Source organism: Ruegeria sp. CG8 (assembly GCF_056537165.1).
In genome coordinates, this window is sequence record NZ_JBQFRA010000001.1 from 595,871 (window position 1) to 615,139 (window position 19,269).

A 19,269-nucleotide genomic window follows, 5' to 3' on the forward strand; every position below is an offset into this window, starting at 1 on the left:
TAACCTGCAATTTACAGGGAATATTCGCAAACCGGGACTGACTTCCGTCATTTCTTCTATCAGAACTGTATGTTTCTCAGAGGTTTATGTTGCAAATTCCCTAAAAGGTGGAACAGGGAATTTCCTCGTGCGAACAGGGAATTGTTCCGCCGGATCAGGGAGGGCGAAGTCTGTATCAGGGACGCAGGAGCTGGAGATGTCAGAAGCCGAACAGGCGTTCCTGTTCGGACCATTCAAGTGGGTGGGTCACGCTGACCAGACGCTTGAGTGTGAGTTCGGGCGGCTGGCTCCCGTCGAGAATCGCCGTTTGAATCTTTGGTGAGAGAAAGGCGAGCTGAGCACGGGTGCGGATGAAGGCGTCAGGGACGCTTTCGCGGCGGGCAATCTCCATCAGTTGAACTCCGGCCTTCAGATCACGGGCCCAGCCATGGGCGCGGATCAGCATGGACCGGAGGTGGGGATCAGGTTGGGGTGCCATGTCTCCGGCGATGACCTTGGCCTCAACGCCGCGGCGGCACAGATCGAAAGATGCGGTGACGTGGGTGAGATCCGGGTGCAGATGATCGGCCGCGATGCCAAGTGCGCTTGCCAGAGTTTTGGGGTTAAATTCGAGGTCGATCTGTCCTCGTGCAAGTCTGCCTTTGGCCAGAAGAGCAGCGCCGATCTGACAGCCATGGCCTAGAAGCCGGGTTACTAAATCCGCAACTGAAGTCTGAACTGCCTCGGCTGACCCGGCCTCCGGCTGCGCCAGTACTTGGTGCGCCGCGGCGGCGTCTTGCAAATGTCTGACGATGACATCAATGACCGCGTTTTCCAGCGCTGGGCCGGGCAGTCGCCAGCCAGAGATATCCTTGCCGCCTGAGATCAGTCGATTGGAGATATAGTAGCGCAACCGTCGGCCTTTGCGCGTGGTGTGGGTCGGCGTCAACCGATCACCAGTTTCGTCATACAGCAGACCGGTGAGCCAGGCCCCGGGGTCAGTGGAGTGTTGGCGCGCATCGGAGTCGCCGCGTGCCCGCGAGCGGTTGGAGGCCTGTCGCATTTTTTCCTGCACCCGGTCCCAGATGTCCTGATCGATGATCGCCGGATGTTGTCCGTCCCAGATCTTATCCTTGTGGCGGATTTTTCCGAGATAGACCGGATTGCGCAGCAGGTAATAGATTTGACCCCGTGACAGCGGACAATCCCCCTTCACACTGCCATCTGTCCGAACAACCCGTTTTGACCGCAGGTCTTCTGCCGTTGCCCGTTCTTCTACTTTGCGCAGGCAACCAAGCTCGTCATAAAGCCCAAAGAGATGCCGGACCGTTCTGGCCTCCTCTTCATTCACCACCAGCGTTCTTGCCTTCGGATCGGGGTGGCGATCATAGCCCAGAGGCAGGTTGCCACCCATCCAAAGCCCCTTCTTCTTCGACGCTGCAATCTTGTCGCGAATACGTTCGGCGGTGACTTCCCGTTCAAACTGAGCAAAGGACAACAGCACATTCAGCGTTAACCGGCCCATGGAAGATGAGGTATTGAAGGCCTGCGTGACGGACACAAAAGAACAGTTTGCCTGTTCCAGCCGGTCGACCAGCTTAGAGAAGTCGGCAAGCGACCGGGTCAGCCGGTCAATCTTGTAGACCACCACCATGTCAATACGCCCGGCATCGATCTCTTCAAGAAGGCGCTGAAGGGCGGGTCGCTCTAGGGTGCCGCCCGACAGGCCACCGTCATCGTAGCGCCCGGACAACAGGGTCCAGCCTTCATGTCGCTGGCTTGCGACATAGGCCGCGCAGGCCTCATATTGCGCATCCAGCGAATTGAAGTCCTGATCCAGACCATCTTCTGAGGACTTGCGCGTGTAGATGGCGCATCGGATTTTTCGGCGCGGGCTCATTTGGCCGCCTTGCCGGTGAGCCCAAAGAAACGCGGCCCTGACCAATGCGCGCCGGTAATCTCTCGGGCGATGGCCGAGAGTGAGCGATAGGACCGACCGTTCCAAGTGAAGCCGTCTTCTGTAACGTCGACTACATGGGTCACACTATTCCACTCGCGTAGCAGGCGCCCGCCGGGTTTTAGGGCAGGGCATGTAGGCCGGGGTTTCTTCCCAGAGCCCTTTTCCAGCGTGGCTTTGACCTGGCGGGGTAGCCTGCCATGACGGCGGGACTGCATCTCAAAGGCGATAAAGCGGCGCAGAAAGGGTTGGCTGAGCATGGCGGGGGCGGTTTGATCAAACAGTTGCTGCCAAAGCGTGACCAGATCCGATCGACCCATGGCGGCGAGATCGGCGACATCGCTCGTCTTGGTCATGACGCTTCTCCAGTTCCCGCCGCCAGATGATATGTGGATGGTCCATTTGGTTTGTCGGATGTCCGCCGTTCAATTGTGACGCCTTTTTTCCGCAGACCGCTTAGAGCTGCTCGGACCGAATGAGGCTGCCATCCCGTTGCTTTGCAGAGCGCCTCAAGGCTGGCGCCGCTCGGACGGCGCAACAAGTGTTGCACTTTGTCAATTTTGGTTTGCTTCCGCTTGGACATGTATTGTCTCCTCTGATTTGGGGCTGGCTAGATGCCGAACCCCGGTACCGAGGAGCGCCCGAATGGCTCGGGCGTGGGTTCAGTGATGCGTGGTTGACGGCAACAGTCCAGCTCTTTCTGAAGCGATTACTTGAGGCGTGTGTTTTGAAGGGCGTTGCTGGCGTACCCCCGATTATTCGTCAACAATCTTAATTGGTTACTTTTAGTTTGGGGGGTTGCGTCTCGTATTGATGGCACCTACATTCGACCTAATCGCCCGGACTATCAGGGCGGGAAACTGCTCCCGCAGGCAGCACTCATTGGAAACACAGGTTTCCGCAGAGAGCATTCAAAGGAGCAACGTCTCGGATCGATTGGTCCGGGGAGTTGCGATTTGTGCTCTCTCCGATTTTCCAGCGCGATCCCTCCATCTCGACGTCCGCGCGGCGTCACGCAAAAGGAGGCGGTTATGCCTGCCAAAAACACACACAGCGACGTTCGGGCGTCCAATACGCCTATCTGGATGGCCGAAAAAGTTATCCAATCCCAGATCAGCCAGATCAAGCCCTACGCCAACAACAACCGCGTGCACGCGGCCAAGAATGTCGACAAACTGAAAGCATCGGTGGCCCAGTTTGGCTTTGTCACTCCGATCCTGTTGGATGGTTCGGGCACAATCATCGCGGGTCATGGCCGCTATGAGGCCGCTAAGGCCCTGGGGTTGAATTCCGTACCGACTGTTGTCGCGGATCATTTGTCAGAAGCGGAAGTGCGCGCTCTGCGCATTGCGGACAATAAGCTGGCGGAATTGTCGGACTGGAATGAAGCGGCGTTGCAGATCGAATTTGCCGAGCTGATGGACCTCAGCCTTGATGGCGAGTTGAACTTTGATCTGGACATCACAGGGTTCGAAACACCGGAGATCGACATCATTATCGACAGCGTCGGTGAGGTGACGGTATCTGTAGCGGAAACTGTTGAGACGCCGGACCCTGCGGCACCCGTAGTCACGGAGCCGGGCGACCTCTGGGTTCTCGGAGATCATCGCATTTTCTGCGGGGACGCCCTTCAAGCCCAGAGCTACGACACCTTGCTGGAAGGCGAGACCCCGCAGATAGTCTTCACCGATCCGCCTTACAACGTGCCTGTCAATGGGCATGTGCGGTCCGGCAATAGCGCCGAATACCGCGAGTTTGCCATGGCGTCGGGAGAAATGACGGATAGCGAGTTCCGCGGCTTTCTTTCAGGCGCGATCACGCAGTTGTTTGACTGCCTGCCGAACGGAGGCATCGCGATGATCTGCATGGACTGGCGTCATATCGAAGAACTGATTACGGCGGGCAAAGCAGCTGGATTGGACCTCATCAATCTCTGCGTCTGGAACAAGACGAACGGAGGCATGGGCAGCCTTTATCGCTCAAAGCATGAGCTGATTTGCATTTTCAAGAAGCCTGGTGCGCCGCACATCAACAACGTCGAGCTGGGCAAACACGGGCGCAACCGGACCAACGTCTGGGATTACGCCGGTGTGAACAGCTTTGGGGCAGGGCGCGAGGCGGATCTCGCGGATCATCCCACGGTGAAGCCGACAGCTCTGGTTGCAGATGCCATCATGGATGTGAGCCACCGCGGCGATGTCGTGCTGGACGCCTTTGGCGGGTCCGGCGCGACTCTGCTGGCAGCTGAGAAAACCGGGCGCCAAGCGCGGCTTATTGAGCTCGACCCGGCTTATGTCGATGTGGCCATCCGCCGTTGGCAGGAGATGACCGGTGAGAGCGCCGTGCACGCGGTAACAGGCCAGACGTTCGATGCGCGTTTTGCGGCCAACGATACCACTTCAGAACAGGAGGTGGGTCATGTCTGACGATACAAAAGAGTATGAGGTCGGCTACGGCAAACCGCCCAAAGCGACCCAATTCAAAAAAGGCCGATCCGGCAATCCGAAAGGGCGGCCGAAAGGTGCCAAGGGGGTGAATGCCAGCTTGAAACGTGAATTGGAAACCAAGATTACGGTTCGCGAAGGCAGCCACGAAATCCGGATTTCCAAGGCTGAGGCAATTGCCAAGCGGTTCACGGCAGGCGCGTTGAAGGGCGACACGAAATTGTTGATGGCGCTGCTTAAGCTGGACACAGATCTGTTCAACGCAAGTGAATTGGACGCGCAAGAAAGCGTCCGTACGGTTTAGCCCGACGCTGTCGACTACGACATCCTCCGGGATTTCTTTTCCAGCCAACTGGACGGTGACGGTGATCTGGAAAACGAGGAGGCGGAAGATGACGACTCCTGATCCAAAAATCGTCGTGCAAGCCGCTCGCGAGGTTTGCCGGGACAATTTCTTTCCCTTCGTTTGGCGTGTGTTTGGCACGCTGCACCAGGGAACTGACCGCAGCTTTGATCCGGCCTGGCATGTGCGGGCCATGTGCCATGAGTTGGACAATGTCCGTCGAGGCGAAAACAAGCGACTGATCATCAACATCCCGCCACGTTGCCTGAAATCGGTCACCGTGGCCGTTGCATATGTCGCTTATCTTCTCGGTCAAAACCCCAGCGCCAAGATCATCGTTGCCAGCTATGGGTTGGATATGGCGCGCAAACATTCCGAAGATTGTCGTCGGATCATGTCTGCGCGCTGGTACCGGGAAATGTTCCCTGAAACGGTCTTGGCTAAAAAGGGCAACACCTCAGAAGAAATCCGCACCACAAAGGGAGGCAGCCGTAAGGCTGTCTCCATTGGAAGTTCTGTCACCGGTCATGGCGCCGATTACATCATCATCGATGACCTGCTGAAAGCCGGAGATGCCGGCTCCGAAGCCGAGCTGGTCAAGGCGCAGGAGTTCATTGAGGGGACCTTGTTGTCGCGCTTCGACAATCCGGCCGAAGGGCGTGTGGTTATGGTTGCGCAACGGTTGCACGAGATGGATCCGCCGGGTTATCTGCTCGAACGCGGGACCTACCGGCATCTGAATCTGCCTGCCATCGCAGAAGGCCATGAGGTGGTTCCTCTTGGGCGTGGAAGGGTCATGCGCCGCAAACCGGGTGATCTCCTGTGCCCGTCCCGTTTGGATCAGCAAACGCTGGATACCAAGCGTCGCGAAATGGGCGCGGCCGTGTTCAATTGCCAGTATCAGCAGAACCCCATTGCTCCCGACGGGTCGCCCTTGCGCTGGGAGTGGTTTGGCACCTACGAGACCATCGAAGATCGCCGCTGGTTCCAACTGGTGGTTCAGAGCTGGGATACGGGCATGTCGGCAGACCCCCGGTCTGATTTCTCTGTCTGTACAACCTGGGGGTTCCGCGAAAATGCGTGGCATCTTATCGACGTCTGGCGCGGGCAGGTAGACTACCCAGACCTGAAAGCCAAGGCACTGCAACTTGTCGGCCGTTGGGATCCCGATCGTGTCCTGATCGAAGATGCGGCCTCCGGCAAACCTCTTTTGGACGAATTGTTTCGTGATGACCGTCGGCGCTACGAACGCATTAAACCCGACAAGGACAAGGAAACCCGGTTCCAGTCCGCTTGCGGTCCTGTCGAAGAGGGCAAGGTTTATCTGCCTGCAGATGCACCCTGGCTGCCGGTATTCAAACGGGAGCTTCAGTCCTTTCCACGCGGACGCAACGACGATCAGGTCGACAGCTTTGCCCACTTTCTGAACTGGTCCAAGGGACCGGGCTTCTACCGGGCATTGGGCCGCGACCACCGGATCAACATCGAACGTCGGGAGCGTAATCGAGAGAGGGTCAGGCGACGGTAGGATCTCGGAGTTGAGCTTGAAAACTCGTTGAATAGTACTGGGAGGGCCGATGTCGGACCAATCCTGAGAGCGGCCCCAATGACCGCTCGCAACCACAAACCGGTCTAATCGCTAATGCCGTCGGATGACGGCTTTGAGCCCATTTTGACCAACGCTGCGTAATGTTCGAATGGCAGGAATTCGAATGAAGCGGACATGGTGCTATTACTGAGCATTCGGTCTCAATGCCGTTGATAGAAACTCAAGCGGTCGCAATGCGAAATCACACTCCTAATTTGGTGGAATCCAATTGGCTTGTCTCATGGCGTCACCGAGGTCTTGCCCATATTTCGGATTTGCAAAAAGTTTCTTAAACAGTGCATCCACGCGACTGTCCGGCCACTCGCGTGACAGTTGTTCTGATAGAGACTGAGCTTGAGCCTTATTCCCCAACATCTGATGTGACGCCATTAGGTAAGCAACGGAGACAGGTCCGACAGGGCCGCCTTTCTCCGTTACTTGTTCAAAGGCTGACACAGCACCTTCATAGTCCTTCAGATGGAATTTTGCTGACCCCATCGCATTCTGAAACACATAAGCCCGTTCTAGCTCAATTTTTGAGAGTGCGTCCTCGCTAATTGCTATGACTTGTTCGAATGAACCAGAATAAAGCAGGACCAGCGACACGAACTCCAACACATGTACGTCGTGTGGTGCCAAACGTTGCGCTCTTTGTGCAAATTCTATTGCCTCAGGCCAGTTTCCCTTGGCAAAGTTGACCCAGGCCATTGCGGATTGGCTCCAACCCGTTTCCGGAGCCAACTCGATGGCCCGTTTGGCTTGAGCATCGGCATAGTTCAACATGTCCTGAGCCAAGTCGGTATCGGATGTAAGTACAGCAATTGTCGCAGCGACCTGAGCAGTACCTGCATAGCCGCCGAAATAGCTGTCGTCGTTTTCAATTGCCCCCTTGAATATGGTCAGGGCCGCTTCAAGACGCGCAGGTTCCAAAGCCGGAAAGATCAGGTCTCGACCAGTATTGGCTAGATTTACAGCCTGTAGACGCATTGGGGATGCGCCAAAAATTGCGCTGCGCTCGTCACGGCTCAGGCCATCTACGGATAAATCAGTCGGAAGATCCTGCTTTGTCGAGCTCATCCAAAAAGCAACAGCAACATAGCCTAAAATGATAATCCCGATAATCCCAACACCTGGCCGAGCCCATGCGCGCGCACTGGTTCCCAGCTCTGAGAATTCGGGCTGTGCCGGTTCGAAGCCGCTTCTCAAAATCCGAGGTGCGTAACCACCCTTTGGCAGTTCAAACACCGTTTTCTCGTCCTGCCCGTCGGCAGCGTAATATTCAGCAAGCTTTCGGCGCAGGCGACCAGCATCGACCCGAACCACGTTTTCACGGCGCGACATCTCTGACAGGGTCCCACCATAAACATCCATTGCGATGGTCTTGGCACGAATATCATCGGCCCGACCATTGAGCGACTCTTCAACCACATACACCAGAAAGTCCTGCAAGCGCTGCGAGCCCGTGAAAGTCGAAGACCTGATAAGCCGCTGAAGTGCCGCCCGAACATCTTTTGCAGCAGGTGACCCGCTCTCATTCAGTGGAGAAGATGTGTCTTTGGTTAAACCCATATTTTCAGTAAGTTACGCATCTGATTACACCGTATTATGCCCCGATATACCTATTGTTAAAAGTGAATTCGTCCAACACTCCCCTAAACCAGTTGATCCATTGAACGAGCTCCGAAATGAAAGGCATCGCCCTTGATAACCTGTTTCCCAACCATCGGGCCGCGATTGCGGACCTAAGGCGGGCGGACACCGTTTTCGATGAAATCTGCCGAGACTATCAGCTTCTAAGTGACGAGTACCTCTCCGTGAACACTGAGCCGAGAAGTCGGTCGTACACGATTGCCCGCGACATCCGCGAGTCTTTGGATGGTCTTCGGGATGAAATTGCTGAATCGCTGCGGCGTGCAGGGAAGATATAATTCAAATAGGGGAAGGGAAACCGATGAGATCAATATTGAAACATGCCACAGCCATGGTGCTGATTTCTGGCGCGGGTTTTGCCCAAGAAGCGCCTATCATACACGACGGCGAGTTCGAGTTTCTCCGCGCGCAGTTTGGCGAGCAATGGGATGCTCAGGATGCGGAGATAGAAGTTAAGCTTGCCGAGATCCGTGACGCGAATGGAGGACAACCACCCAACATCCTCTACATTCTGATTGACGATGTGAGTTTCGGTCAAATGGGCAACCGGACGATGAACTATGTCACCGGTTTCGATACGCCCAACATCAATGACTTTGCCACAGAAGGCATGTCTTTGATGCGAATGTACACGGAGCCATCCTGCACACCGACTCGAACGGCGATGTTGACCGGTCGACATCCGGTGCGCGCGGGCGTGGAAGAGGTCAAGGTCGCCCTGGTCGGCGAAGGTCTTGCGTCCGAGGAAGTCACCATCGCCGAAATCCTCAAGGAAGTAGGGTACAACACCGCGCACGTCGGGAAATGGCACCAAGGCGATATTGAACAGGCCTATCCGCACAATCAGGGCTTCGACTGGGCGGCTTTTCCCTTGCATCAGCAGGTTCAGCTGAGCTTGATGACACGTGATGCGATGGTCGCCAACAATATGCTTGGTTACCATTGGTCAGGGCAGTCCAACCAATTTCAATTGGACGAGCGGTTCAAACCCTATGGCCTTGTGACCGGCGTAGAAGGTGAAGCGGGTGGTCTGGCTCGCGAAGTCGAAATGGAGCCCGGCGAAGAATGGACCCAAGCGAAATACGAGGAAATGAACTTGCGCTATCAGCTTCAAGCATTGGAGCAGCTGGAGCGGCTGGCTTCGCAGGACGCGCCATTCTTTATGCAATACTGGCCACTCTATCCGCTGAACTTTGCTTATCCTGAGCAGGCCGTATCTCGCAACGGCGGCTTCCATGCGGACAAATTGCAGGTTCTAGACGGTTGGATCGGCGAGGTTTTGGCCAAGCTGGATGAAACCGGCAAGGCGGATAACACCGTCGTCATGATCATGGCTGACAATGGCTTGATGTATCATTATGAGGGGACTTCCGGCCTAAACCAACTGATCTATCGCGGTGGAAAGACACAGCACCTTGAAGGCGGTGTGAGAACTGATGCGTTCATCCGGTGGCCCGGTGCAATCGAAGCGGGCAGTGCGGCAGGTGACATCGTTCATGTCTCGGATTTGTTTTCTACATTTGCCCGGATCGCAGGCGCGACAGACCACATTCCACGCGACCGGGTGATTGATGGCATCGATCAGACGGCATTGTTGCTCGAGGGAGAAGGCAATTCGCGCCGCGATTACGTCTATGTGTACGAAGGGCCAGTATTGCGTTCGGTGGTGAAGCAAGAGTTCAAGATGCATCTGCCAGCCCCCGGTCAGCCAGGCGCGGCGGCCCCTGTCTTCAATGTCTATCGCGATCCCCGTGAAGAACATCCGCTTGTCGGGTATTCACTGTGGTCCGGGGCGTCTTTCCAAGACATGGTAAAGCGCCATCAGAAAACCATCGTGAAGCACCCTCACAAACCGCTCGGCAAGGGTGTCCCTTATGAAGGAATTGAAAATCTCAGGCCCGAAAGCGAATTGGCCCGAGAAGTCTTTTCAAGCTGGCAATGACGAACTTGAGACGGCGGTGCCGATACACCGCCGTCTGACTGGTCGCATGAATTTTTCCAAGGTGTACTATGACCCGCATCACCTTTCATCTGGCAGTCTTATCCTTGGCGATGCTCGTAGTGGCTTCTACCACCAAAGCTGAGGAAAACGCGTCAAATCCACTGGCGGCGGTTAACAACACGGACATTCGCTATCAGTATTTCGATCTGGAAGGGGGGGCAGACCGTCAGGACATTTTCATCGATGGTGCATACATGCTGCGCCCCGATCTGAAGCTAAAATACGAACTACATTACAATTCAACGAATGTGACGGGACAGAGGTTCAATGGGTTCGAGAAGACCAGCTTCAAGCTGATCTACTTCCCTTCCCAAAACCTCTTGCATGACACATGGGCTGTAAAATCCGCGCTTGGTTTTGAATGGATACTTGATTTTGGCGACCCCGATGAAGGCATAGGCACCGGGTCTGATCAAATTGCTCCGTTCGGAGGCTTCGCTTTTGCAAACACAAAAAGTGGGCTGACACTGATCCCGCTGGTCCAGCATTTCGCATCTTACAATGGACCGACCGATGTCAACCAAACCGCGATGCGCCTAATTGCACTTCAGCCATTTGGTGAGGGGTATTGGATCAAAGCGGATATCAAAGCGCCCTATGATTGGGAGAATGACGCCTGGCCCGCGACCGCAGAATTCCAGATCGGAAAGAACCTGAGCCCCGGAATGGCCCTCTATGCAGATGTGCTGATCGGGATTGGTGCTGATCGACCCTATGACCAAGCCGCCGGGATCGGTCTTAGATTCAATTATTAAGTCGCAATTTCCTTATGACAGCAGTCACTCGCTGCACCGCATCACAAAATGCCATGGTACTTGAGACAAGCCCTATGGCTTTGCCAGTGTTCGTACCAGTTCAATCACTACCAGCATCTGGTCAAAACGAAACCGGTTGACGTTATGGAGCGTCTTTCTATTTTTTATCCCTCTATCCTGCGCGACTCGCAAATATCCAAGGGATGTGAAGTGTCAATCTTTCGAGTTCTGTGAAACGTCGGAAAGCGTTGTCAGCTTTGAGTAGCTTGCTGTCCTTGGTGGACAGATGAGTCGCGGCAGCTTTGTCCGCACAGCGGTTGCTCATGGCGAATGCAACAAATGACAGCTACGAGCCCAGAGCCGCCGGATTGAAATCGCGCCCTTCGCTCATGCAGCAAAAAAGTTGCCTTGATTGATCCAAGCGCTGCGCTGCAACGCAGCCTTAAAAGCGGCCATTCGTTGTGGGCGCAGCAAAGCTTGGAGGGTCTATGACCGAGTTGCGGACAAATCCGCCGCTCCCATTGCCGAGAACGATGGAGGCAATCAGCCCAAAGCGGTCATGCTTGATCAGCACGTTGGGCGGAAAGTGTGAATTCGCGGCCGTGCAGCGTGTAACAGATGAGATCGCAAAAGGGGACCTTCATTCCCGCGACCTGCGGCCCGTCCTGCCCAGAGATAGTGCGTACAAGGCACACCCAGAAAGGCCTTCTCGGCTTTCAATCCCTAAGCGCGGACAAAGTCTTTTCTTGTGGTTTCTCCACCGGGCCCGTCTGGGATGCGAGCGGTTGAACGGGCGCACTCCATGACGTGACGAACAATAGCACTCCGACCACGGTCACACAGGTCGCACCGGCGACTTGGGCAACGCTTTCAAAGCGTTGGTGGGTGGCTGCATTCGAACCGATCCGCTGCGCAACCTTTGCGCGCCCCCAGATGGCCGCTACGCCGATCAGAGACATGGAGATCGCCATGCCCAGCGAGATCGCGCTCACCATGGTGAGCGCCGGCCACACAAGGTCATTTGCAAATCCAACCAGCATTACGATCAGCGCGCCGGTACAGGGCACAATACCCACCGCTGTCGCAAGCCATCCGTCAGTTCCTCTGGACGATTTTTTGGCAGTTGCGCAGGCAGCGCAGCCGCTGTGGGTATTGTCGTCATTCGGGTGCCTGTGATGCGGCCCGTGTTCATGGGCTGTTGACGCCGTTCTTCGGAGGTCATGAATTGTCCGAAGGCTTTTCCAAAGCATACAAAGGCCAATTGCAATGATCAGCGCATAGCTGCCCAGCCGGATGAGCCGGTAATCGGATGGTGCCCCGCCGGTGGTTTGCCGGATCGCAAGGTCGAGCAGGAAAACAGCCGCAACGGCCGAGAACACGTGTACGATGGCGATGCGAACTCCCATCCCGACACCGCGGCGCAGGCTACCCCCTTCACCGACGAAATAGGAAATCACGACGGCCTTGCCGTGCCCCGGCCCAAGCGTGTGCAGGACCCCATAAAGAAACGCGACAAGAAGAGCGAACGCTACCGTCGCCAGCGACTTGCCCTGATCCATCGACGTCATTGATGTTGTGAAGAGATTGCTGATCCAGGCCTGGGTTCGGACCACGATATTGCCCTGAACAGGCGCAGCGACAGACGCCTTGATTTCACCCGGTACGCCCCAAACCTGTGCCTCTTTCAATGAGTAGGATGCTTCGACCATCCTCTGCCCGTCGACGAGGAACAGGTTGCTGACAGACGGTTTATGTTCCAGAACGCCACGGAGCCGAATTGCGTGAAACGCTTCGTCTATTTCAATGCCTTCAGGCACATCGACACGGACCATCTGGTTGGGCGGCGGCGGCGGAGTGTGAATGCAGGCCCCTACCCACGGCACCAGCAGAAAACTGAATACGCGCCCGTTATCCCCGCGCAGCGGCAGGACGTATCCATCAAGCGAAACTTCGTGCCCGAGATACTGCCCGGTTACGCCGGTCGCCTCTTCGCGCCGTTTCTCCATCACCACAAGGCGCTGGGTCAAAAGCTCGTCCGCGTCAAAGCCTTGGTCGCGCAGCCGCACACGCGCCTCCTGTGCCCGCTGGCCGAGTTCGGCGTCATCCACGCGGCGCGCGGCATCCAGGATCGTTCGCAGGTCATCCTTCTGCTTGTAGGACATCTCGAGGAACGGATCGTCATAAGGCGCCGTTGACGGCGCCAGATCATCCCAGACCACATGCGCTGGCGCATCGGCCAGCGCGGTCGAAGGGTGCAGCCCCAGCACAAGCAACAGCAAGAGCACCATACGCCCGAAAAAGGTGATGACTTGTTGCGCGTCCATAGCAGGCCTTTCCATGTCACACCGCGTTCTTGAATTTGACGCTGCCCATCATGATCAGATCAATGTTTCCCCACGGGTTGGCGGCCAGTCTCAAATCCTCGAGAGGGTTGACGACAACCAGGATCAGGCCTCCGTCGGTGACGAAACTGGTGACGTCGATCATCTCCGCGGACAACCCGTCAAGGACATTAGTGTGTGTATTGTTAATAGGACAGGGGGCGTCCCGCGCCCCCGCGACCGAAGCCGCGAGGACGAAAGCAAAGGTAGTCAGCTTTCGGCCACGCATGACCGGTCACTCCATGTCGAACTTGTAGATGGTGCCGTCCTTCATGATCATGCCGAAGTTCGCCTTGGCATCGCCGATCAACTGCAGATCCTCCAGAGGATTGCCGTTGACGAGGATCATGTCCGCATAGGCGCCTTCCTCGATCACTCCGAGCGGGCCCAGTGGGTAGGGTGTCAGGTCGCCCGACATCTTCAGCAGCTCGGCGTTGTCACAGGTTGCCATTTTAAGCGTTTCATACGGCGTGAACCAACGTTCCATCTTGGCCAAGACGGCACCCTGACGTTCGGCAAGATCCGCGCTGAACAGCGTATCGGTACCGAAGGCGATCTTCATGCCCAGATCCTTGGCGGTCTTGTAAACGAAGTCGGTGCCGTCGGTGACAAACTTGTACTTGGCTTTCTGGAACTCGTTCAGGGCCGGCGCATCCTCGTCATCAAGGAAAGGCTGCATGCTGAGCCAGACGCCCTTGTCTTTCATCATCTGCAGGGTCTCACGGGTGGCCATGTGGCCGTGCTCGACGCTGCGCGCGCCATTCTCGATCGAATGCCGAACCGCTTCATCATTGATCGCATGGGTCGTCACATAGGTGCCCCAGGCTTCGGTGGCTTCGACAGCGGCCTGGAATTCCTCGTCCGTGAACTGGATCGTGTGGATCGGGTCATATGCTGAGGTCACACCGCCACCCGCCATCAGCTTGATGTGCGTCGCGCCCTGCATCAGGTTCTCGCGCACACGTTTCAGCACATCCGGAACGCCGTCGGTGATGTAGAACATGTTGTTCGTCTCGAACGAATGAAGATCGCCGATGGCCTGAGGCACTTCCCGCGTAATCCGGAAATCCTGGTGGCCGGCGGTGATTGACAAGGCTGGCCCGGATGGAAAGACCCGCGGCCCGTCGATCAGCCCCTCGTTCGTTGCGCGCGCGATGTCGAACATCGGTCCGGCCACGTCACGCACTGTTGTGAACCCGCGCGACAGCGCGTTGTTCTGGGCCTTGGCAGCCAAAAGGTTCCAGTAGCCCTCGCCCGTCAGGGCCAGTTGCGCGATCGTCGCTTCGGCAAAGACCCCATGCCAATGCGCGTCGATCAGGCCGGGGATGAGCGTGTAGCCCTCGGCATCGATCTCGAAAGCGCCTTCGGGTGCCTCAAGATCGGAACCAATGGCGGAGATCAACTGACCGGAAATCAGAACGTCAACATCCGCGAGCTCTTCGTCACACCCGTTGAAGACCTGTGCCCCCCTGATCAGGACACTGTCGAATTTCATCTTTACGTTGGTGGTTTCAATTTCACCGACGACACCGGCCGGGACGACCTCATGGTTGGCCTCATGCGCCAGAACGCTGACCGGAGTCGCGGCGAGCGTCGTGCAGAGCAGATAGGTGAGTGATCTGTTGGTCATGATGTACATCCTCATTTTCAAGCGATGAATGAATTTGGTTTTGGTCGCGCAAAACTGTTTTGGGGTGCGCAGCCTGGGTTTTCAAAAAATAGCGGATCGCGGTGAGTGGACCCGCTGGGCTTTCTTGTGCTTCCGTGGCACTGAAATGTTCAGTCACATGAGGGCGTGAGCAGACCCAAGAAGTCAACAGTGACATCGCCCCGCATCAGAAGTTCAGCACCTTATATCCAACCTGGACAGACCACTCTGCCGGCCTGTCGCCGCCAAACAGAATGCCAGGCTTGATGAACACTTGACCGTCACCGCCAAATGCCTTGCCCGTCAGCATGCCCGCGGTCACCTGTAGGCTGCCGAACGTCGCGTCCGTTTCCCAATCGTGGATGATGGCCGGGTCGAAGGTCAGGTAGAAACGCGGATTTTTCAGCTTGGGAACATAGTAGAAGTCGATCGTGGTAGTGTTCACATTCTGACCTTGATCATTTCCGCCCTCCAGTCCGAATGTCTGAACCCAGGCCGGGGCGAAAATTGCTCCGTTGTTGAGAAACCACGCGTAGAAGGCCGAGGTTTCACCGGCAAATTGACCATAGCCGGCGGCTTCGGTTTCTGCTGTGTCCAGAAACAGTTCAAAAGTGAAAGCGGCCCCGTTTTTCTCGGTAAGGTAAAAAACGTCAATGTAGGTAACGCTGATGTCGCCCAGCGTGAATTCAACCCCTGGCTTTCCGCCGAAGATGGGGTTTGCGTTGAACGGGCTGTCCGATCCGGGCACGGTGATCCGGAAGGCCCGTTTCCCACCCTCACCAAAAGGCTGCGTATAGAAGGCCTCGAACAGACCGGTGTTCAGGTCGGAATTGATCTGGTTGAACTGATACTGAAGCCCAAACTGCGTCGTGAGCAGCGTTGGATTTGTTCCGTTGTTGATCTCGCTGAGGTCTTCCTGAGCTTTGGCAGGTGGTGCAATGGTGGCTGCAAAGAGAGCTACCATTGCAGGTAATCTGCGCAGCTTCGGTGCAAGCGATGTGCCCGAGGCTCGATACAAGGATTTGATTTCGACGGTGTCCACTCGGCTGTTCCCCATCTCGAGTTGGTGCTGATCTCGTCAGCCTTTCGACACGCGCTGACACTCTCGCATGAGACAAGCCCAGATCTCGAATTGCAACCTGCAAAAATTTTCATACACCATGAGGGATCATGAGGGATGATGTGCTACCCAACGCGTCCTCGACCGTTGTCAGATTTTCTGCCGATCTGGCCGGAGGTTTCTGTTCCATTGATCTATGCTGCCAGTTCGGCCACCATACTCAAGTCCGTTTCGACGACCTTGGCTGTGAGAATGGTCCTATTGATGGGTTTTAATTGGACACGGCTATCCAAAGCCGGCCTTCACCCATAGCCGGGCACCGGCGGTTGCGTCCGCACTGTGTAATTCGCCAATCCGCAGATTTAGCCGTTGCAGCGAATATCAGGTTCGGCGGGCCGCACCGCAGCATGCCGTGCTACGAGTGAACGGCAGGTCTGGGCCGTCCTCAAACTATGCAATGGTCCCTATCCTGCGCATTGCTGTAATTGGGGGATCGCGCAGCATCGGTCAAAGTGGGCTCAGTGTTGCCGTTCTCCGCAGCAAGCATGATTGGCTGGTCCCAGCCTGAAGCAAGCATTCACAATCACGCTTTTCAGTTTTGCACCAAGCCATTGACTAGGACATGCGCGACGTTCAGGAAATCATGTTGTCTGCTGTAGACGACTGAATTGGGCTCGGTGCCATCGTTGTCTGCTGTTAGCATGATTGGCCGCACGCAGCCCGAAGCGGACCTTCGCAACCAAGCTTTGCTAACTCCGAAATACACAACGAAACGGCCAGTTGCAGAGGTTGTATCGGCGGTGGCAACCAACCATTCATGTCGTCGACTAACCTGTTCAACGTCGCACTACAACTTCTCCGAACTGATCCCACGAGGACCTAATCTTCGAAGCGTTCATTTGGCTCGACCACATTTACTTGCTTCGGAACTTGGTCGGTGTCATTCCGGTCTGACCTCGGAAAAAGCGAGTGAAATGGGACTTGTCAGAATAGCCGAGCATCAGTCCGATCTCTGCAATTGTCATCTGGTTTTGTTTGAGGTGCTCCTTGGCGACATCGATACGCAGCCGTTTGATTTCGCGCGGTAGCGTTGTGCCTTGTTTTTGAAGCGCTTTCAGAAACCGTTCCGGTTGTATTCCCAGCATTCCAGCCACCATCTCTGGTCCCAAATCGGTTTCATCCAGTTTGTCGCGTAAGACAGATCGCAAAGCTGCCACCACGGTTACTTCTTCATCTTGTCGAAGTGATGCTATGGGCTTGGCAGAACCCTCAGAGACGTGGTGCAAAAACAACCATTCCACAGGAAAACTAATTTGCATTCCGGGATCAGTCCCAAGGCCAACCTCGATCCCTTTGTAGTCGATAGGCAGCCCATTGATGTATCTGCTTTCCCATCGCACACGGGAAGAGTCCCAGGACTCTCCGACGACGGTCTGCAATAGGCGTACATAGATTGCGGCACCAAAACCGGTCACCTGAATGGGTGGGACGGTTGGTTCCTGTTGCCTCTCGATACGATAAGTCGCTTTGTCTGCTTCAATGACAAGGCTGTGCCGCACAGAATTGGACTCCTGCGGCACGAGCTCAACAAAGCGGGTAAAAAACTCGAACAGCGTTTTTGTAGATTGCAAGGCTTGAGCGAAGGGCGGCCATCCTTGTAGGTCAAACGCTTCCCCTACATTCAGTCCTAGGTATCGATCCCCTGATACTTCTGAGAAAGCATTTACCAAGCCGTAAACCAACTCGGAGTGAACGAACACGGATGGGTTAGTCATCAGTTCAGCTTTCAAGCCGACCTGATCCAATGCTGGTTGCGGATTGATCTTACGTTCGGTGAGATATTGCAGAAAGGGAGCGGCTAAAGAGAGGCGAACAAAGCCCTCGCTATGCTCTCGGGAGGTGGAGTTGAAAGGCAAGCTCATAACCCTTGTTGGATTAGCTTTAAGAAGTGGCCATTTTTGCAGTCACATTCGTACATCCTAATTCAAAAGGGGCAACCGAGCCAATGAATTCCAGACTATAGTTGGCAAAACATGAATATGAAGGGAGTACTTATGTCCGGCTTACGAATGTCTCTTTGCTCGACGGCAATTGTCGCGGCAGTTCTTTCTTTTTCGGCGACCGCGCAGGCTCAGGATCAAGAAGAACCCCAAACGCTGTTTACCAACGTGCATGTCTTCGACGGTGTGAATGAACAGCGGATCGAAAATGCAAGCGTTCTGGTTGAGGGCAACCTTATCAAGGTCGTCTCAACTGATGCGATCGATGCCCCCAATGCGGAGGTGATCGATGGCGGCGGTAGGACACTCACACCGGGCTTCATTGAGCTTCACGCACACCTCATGCTCATGGGACCGTCTATCGCTTCCATGGAAACGAACTCGACCTGGGAGGATTTTGGCATCCATGGAACCAGGATGGCCGAGATGTACCTGATGCAAGGATTTACGACTGTAAGAGATGCTGGCGGCGCCAACGGCGGTCTGCGGAGGGCCATCGACGCCGGACAGATCGTCGGTCCACGTCACTATGCGTCAGGCGCGTTCCTCGGGACACGCGGCGGCCACGCTGACTTCGCATCCTTCACCTCGCCGCCGGGCGGACAGACCAACTTCGGTAATCTGAACATGGCGCAACAAGTCAGCGGTGTCGATGATGTCTACCTGTATGGTCGTAATAACATGCGCATGGGGGCGACACAGCTGAAATTCATGCAGTCGGGTGGGGTGATCTCGGCGTTTGACCCATGGCAGTTGCTCGCCGGCTCCAAGGAAGAAATCGAAGCTGCCGTTCAGGTTGCCAACGAATACGGCACCTATGTCATGGCGCATTCTTACCGCAAGGAAGCAATCATGAACGCCCTTGAGGCCGGTGTAATGTCCATTGAACACGGCTTCTCCTTCGATTGCGAGATTGCCGAGATTATGAACGAGAAAGGGGCTTACATAACGACTAACCTCACGGCTTTTGATCCGGGTTTGTTGGATATCCCATCGGTCAAGAACGAGCCCAAGAGCCTCGCGAAAGCGATATCGGCGTCCGCGACTTTCGCGAACTACATTCCGAATATGAAGGAATGCCCGGTAAAACGCGGCTTTCAGACCGATTGCGTGGGATCAGTGGAAGCATGCAACATCCAGATTGCTTATGAAAAACATCTCAATAACGAGTTCTTCGGACCGTACCAGTCGATGGTGACACTTACGTCAATCGGCGGTGAGGTCGTAGCTTTGTCAGGCGATTTTTCGAACCCTTACACGGCTGGCAAGCTCGGTGTGATCGAGGAAGGCGCCTATGCGGATATCCTGCTGATCGACGGTAATCCGCTCGAAGATTTCTCGGTGGTTGGTACGGGTGATCAATGGTTTGGGGCCGACCCGAGGCCTGAAAGCCCAGAAACAATCCGCCTGATCATGAAGGACGGTGTGATCTACAAAAACACACTGGATTGACCAGATAAAG

16 protein-coding genes are annotated in these 19,269 nt (G+C 55.5%); 7 read left to right on the plus strand and 9 right to left on the minus strand.

Annotation, left to right across the window (positions count from 1 at the left end):
- Positions 1-199 precede the first annotated feature (199 nt).
- Genes ACR0EF_RS02935 through ACR0EF_RS02945 form a run of 3 tightly spaced genes read right to left on the minus strand, consistent with a single transcriptional unit; the run spans position 200 to position 2,519 of the window.
- On the minus strand, positions 200-1,879 hold the full coding sequence (locus tag ACR0EF_RS02935; protein ID WP_170371476.1) for a recombinase family protein: 1,680 nt from the start codon (positions 1,877-1,879) through the stop codon (positions 200-202).
- Positions 1,876-2,292: a DUF2924 domain-containing protein gene (locus ACR0EF_RS02940; RefSeq protein WP_170371474.1), complete on the minus strand. Its 417-nt coding sequence runs from the start codon at positions 2,290-2,292 to the stop codon at positions 1,876-1,878. Before ACR0EF_RS02940 ends, ACR0EF_RS02935 begins: the two co-directional genes overlap by 4 nt.
- Positions 2,289-2,519, minus strand: a complete 231-nt coding sequence (locus ACR0EF_RS02945; RefSeq protein ID WP_093964945.1) for a DUF3489 domain-containing protein — start codon at positions 2,517-2,519, stop codon at positions 2,289-2,291. The genes ACR0EF_RS02940 and ACR0EF_RS02945 overlap by 4 nt, the downstream gene beginning before the upstream one ends.
- 448 nt (positions 2,520-2,967) lie before the next feature.
- Between ACR0EF_RS02945 and ACR0EF_RS02950 the strand changes: the two genes are divergently transcribed.
- The 3 genes from ACR0EF_RS02950 to terL all read left to right on the plus strand — a co-directional run bounded on the left by ACR0EF_RS02950 (position 2,968) and on the right by terL (position 6,251).
- Complete coding sequence (locus ACR0EF_RS02950; protein WP_244952328.1) at positions 2,968-4,362, plus strand: site-specific DNA-methyltransferase; 1,395 nt, start codon at positions 2,968-2,970, stop codon at positions 4,360-4,362.
- Positions 4,355-4,684 carry a DUF5681 domain-containing protein gene (locus ACR0EF_RS02955; protein WP_170371031.1) on the plus strand — a complete coding sequence of 110 codons (330 nt, stop codon included), beginning with the start codon at positions 4,355-4,357 and terminating at the stop codon, positions 4,682-4,684. Before ACR0EF_RS02950 ends, ACR0EF_RS02955 begins: the two co-directional genes overlap by 8 nt.
- A 433-nt stretch (positions 4,685-5,117) precedes the next feature.
- Positions 5,118-6,251 carry a phage terminase large subunit gene (terL, locus tag ACR0EF_RS02960; RefSeq protein WP_170371473.1) on the plus strand — a complete coding sequence of 378 codons (1,134 nt, stop codon included), beginning with the start codon at positions 5,118-5,120 and terminating at the stop codon, positions 6,249-6,251.
- 270 nt (positions 6,252-6,521) lie between these two features.
- On the opposite strand, the gene ACR0EF_RS02965 is transcribed toward terL, so the two are convergent.
- Positions 6,522-7,880, minus strand: coding sequence for a tetratricopeptide repeat protein (locus tag ACR0EF_RS02965; RefSeq protein ID WP_170371471.1), 1,359 nt, complete (start codon positions 7,878-7,880; stop codon positions 6,522-6,524).
- A gap of 116 nt (positions 7,881-7,996) precedes the next feature.
- Between ACR0EF_RS02965 and ACR0EF_RS02970 the strand changes: the two genes are divergently transcribed.
- The 3 genes from ACR0EF_RS02970 to ACR0EF_RS02980 all read left to right on the plus strand — a co-directional run bounded on the left by ACR0EF_RS02970 (position 7,997) and on the right by ACR0EF_RS02980 (position 10,718).
- A complete protein-coding gene (locus ACR0EF_RS02970; RefSeq protein WP_170337406.1) occupies positions 7,997-8,239 on the plus strand; it encodes a hypothetical protein in 243 nt (80 codons plus the stop codon).
- A 35-nt stretch (positions 8,240-8,274) separates the two neighbouring features.
- Positions 8,275-9,903 carry a sulfatase-like hydrolase/transferase gene (locus tag ACR0EF_RS02975; RefSeq protein ID WP_254433919.1) on the plus strand — a complete coding sequence of 543 codons (1,629 nt, stop codon included), beginning with the start codon at positions 8,275-8,277 and terminating at the stop codon, positions 9,901-9,903.
- 68 nt (positions 9,904-9,971) lie between these two features.
- Positions 9,972-10,718, plus strand: coding sequence for a hypothetical protein (locus ACR0EF_RS02980; RefSeq protein ID WP_170371467.1), 747 nt, complete (start codon positions 9,972-9,974; stop codon positions 10,716-10,718).
- 716 nt (positions 10,719-11,434) lie between these two features.
- Here the strand turns inward: ACR0EF_RS02980 and ACR0EF_RS02985 are convergent.
- From ACR0EF_RS02985 to ACR0EF_RS03005, 5 genes are all read right to left on the minus strand, one after another.
- Positions 11,435-13,042 (minus strand): HoxN/HupN/NixA family nickel/cobalt transporter, encoded by a 1,608-nt coding sequence (locus ACR0EF_RS02985; protein WP_170371465.1) that lies wholly within the window; start codon positions 13,040-13,042, stop codon positions 11,435-11,437.
- Between the two features lie 16 nt (positions 13,043-13,058).
- Positions 13,059-13,205, minus strand: a complete 147-nt coding sequence (locus ACR0EF_RS02990) for a hypothetical protein (protein ID WP_170371463.1) — start codon at positions 13,203-13,205, stop codon at positions 13,059-13,061.
- 129 nt (positions 13,206-13,334) lie between these two features.
- Positions 13,335-14,729 carry a metal-dependent hydrolase family protein gene (locus ACR0EF_RS02995; RefSeq protein ID WP_217353715.1) on the minus strand — a complete coding sequence of 465 codons (1,395 nt, stop codon included), beginning with the start codon at positions 14,727-14,729 and terminating at the stop codon, positions 13,335-13,337.
- A 205-nt stretch (positions 14,730-14,934) separates the two neighbouring features.
- Entirely contained in the window at positions 14,935-15,789 is an 855-nt protein-coding gene (locus ACR0EF_RS03000; RefSeq protein ID WP_170369649.1) for a hypothetical protein, read from the minus strand.
- 932 nt (positions 15,790-16,721) lie between these two features.
- Positions 16,722-17,729: a helix-turn-helix domain-containing protein gene (locus tag ACR0EF_RS03005; RefSeq protein ID WP_170357373.1), complete on the minus strand. Its 1,008-nt coding sequence runs from the start codon at positions 17,727-17,729 to the stop codon at positions 16,722-16,724.
- A gap of 111 nt (positions 17,730-17,840) precedes the next feature.
- Between ACR0EF_RS03005 and ACR0EF_RS03010 the strand changes: the two genes are divergently transcribed.
- Positions 17,841-19,259, plus strand: a complete 1,419-nt coding sequence (locus ACR0EF_RS03010) for an amidohydrolase family protein (RefSeq protein ID WP_253284273.1) — start codon at positions 17,841-17,843, stop codon at positions 19,257-19,259.
- Positions 19,260-19,269: the final 10 nt, after the last annotated feature.